The sequence below is a fragment of the Flavonifractor sp. An306 genome (assembly GCF_002159455.1).
Lineage (GTDB): Bacteria > Bacillota > Clostridia > Oscillospirales > Oscillospiraceae > Flavonifractor.
On the sequence record NZ_NFIQ01000175.1, the window covers coordinates 1 to 1,815 of the forward strand.

Here is a 1,815-nt window from a genome sequence, read left to right on the forward strand (position 1 = left end):
AGGTTCGCCTCTTTTTTTGTTTATCGGGTCAAATTTAAGTTTTCAGTAAAAAGAAGAAATCCGAACGCATCCCCCACAGGGAAGATGCAGTTCGGATTATCCTCTTTTGTGTTTTGTTGCCGAAAAAGATGCGCCCCGGAAAGCGTTGCGGCTCAATGGATTCAGGGTTTTGCGCAACTTGTGTTTTTGTTTTTCTGCGCTTTTTTCAAGCCATTTCCGAACCCCTATATGACATACTGACAAAGCCGTGTGCAAACAGAGGCGAAAAAAGGGCCGTGCGTCAACACAGCCCTTTGTCTTACTTCAGTCTTATGATCTGCTCATATAGCATAGCGTATTTTTTCTCGATCACCATATTGCTGTGGTAGTGGCCGAAGAACCAATACCGGAAGGTACATTTCTGACGCACTTCGTCGAAGAACTCGGTCAGTGCGTCTTTCTTAAACATTCCTCCGCTGAACACATCCTGTATGCTGGAGGGGCAGCAGTGGCTGATGATGTAATCCACATTCCAGTGGACACGCTCCAGATTTGCTCTGGCTTCCAGATATTCCGCTTCGCTGGGCAGTTCCTCGGCCCACCAGGAACGATGGTTCACACGAAACAGCGCACTGCGCTGTTCGAGTTGCTGGAACTTTTCCTCGAAGTCAGGATCGTCCGGTTCCAGGATGCCGTCCTGGATATCATGGGAGGAAGCGCCGCCCATGGTAAAAAACTTCCTGCCATTGAGCTCATATACCTGACCTCGCATGAGGTGCAGAACGGAGGGACGTATCCTCTGGATCTGTCCACCATGCCATTCTTCTTTGGGGTAGTCTTTGTAAGCGTCATAGTTTTCGTGGTTCCCAAGCACAAATGCAGTAGTGTATGGCCGGTCCTCCAGCCAGTCCAGTCCTGCATCATCCCGTGGGTCACCATACAGTAACATGCTGAGTGCCCCGACAAAGGCATGAACGGTGCTTGACTTCTCAAGAACACATGATCATCATTAACCTTTGGTCGTTCTTCCAAAATATAGCGATAAATTGAATTCCCTATGTCAGTCGTTAATGGAAGACACACAGCATTACCTGTTTTACTTTGCTGAAAGAAAATGGTTTCATTTTTCCAGTCTATATCGGAGAGTCTCAGATTAATCACATCAACTGCACGCATCCCTGTAGTAAGCCCCAGGAGAAATATCGCTGCATCTCTGTGAGATACACATGATGATGATAACACTTCTTTTATTTTTGCGACCTCATCTTCCGTAAACATTGGAACGATCCGTTTGGCATGGTATGGGTGAATCCCTGCTACTGCAAAATAAAGATCTTCACGCTCAAAATACCGGAAAATATTACGCAATATGCAGAGAACATTGCGCTGATGTTTCTGTGGCCAAGAGCAGATATAGTCTACGACATCTGCTACAGCCAGATCTGTTAAAGATGTTATGTCGGATTTCTCCATATAGCGCAGAAGACATAATATCCCATTTTGAAAAAAGCCAACCGTTCCATTGTTTGAATATTGTGCTTTCAAATGTTGCGTATAATTTTGATAAAGCTCAATAAGTTGCGTAGATGTTGGTAGACTCTTCTCTTTTTTGACTATTGAGAAATCAAAAGCGCCTTGGAGGCAAAATGAGTTTATCAGCCGAACAAAACGGTTATACATGACATATCGATATCTGACGAGCTCCCCAGTTTTCTCGTTGAAGATGTTATCAGCAAACATTTGACCGATATTGGCCGTATAAGTATCATAGTCGTTTTCTGCACAGAATTTTTTAAACCTGTTGCTGACCTGCTTATAGTTTTCTATGTTTTTGGG

General features: G+C 44.4%; 3 protein-coding genes. 1 reads left to right on the forward strand and 2 read right to left on the reverse strand.

Annotation, left to right across the window (positions count from 1 at the left end; all coding sequences use genetic code 11):
* Positions 1 to 240, forward strand: a 240-nt coding sequence (locus B5F88_RS21190) for a hypothetical protein (protein WP_204246277.1), incomplete at its 5' end; no start/stop codon positions are given.
* A 58-nt stretch (positions 241 to 298) separates the two neighbouring features.
* Here the strand turns inward: B5F88_RS21190 and B5F88_RS21995 are convergent.
* Complete coding sequence (locus tag B5F88_RS21995) at positions 299 to 598, reverse strand: hypothetical protein (RefSeq protein ID WP_343286490.1); 300 nt, start codon at positions 596 to 598, stop codon at positions 299 to 301.
* The coding region (locus tag B5F88_RS22000) for a tyrosine-type recombinase/integrase (RefSeq protein ID WP_140402218.1) at positions 595 to 1,815 on the reverse strand (1,221 nt) is incomplete at its 5' end. The genes B5F88_RS22000 and B5F88_RS21995, both read right to left, overlap by 4 nt.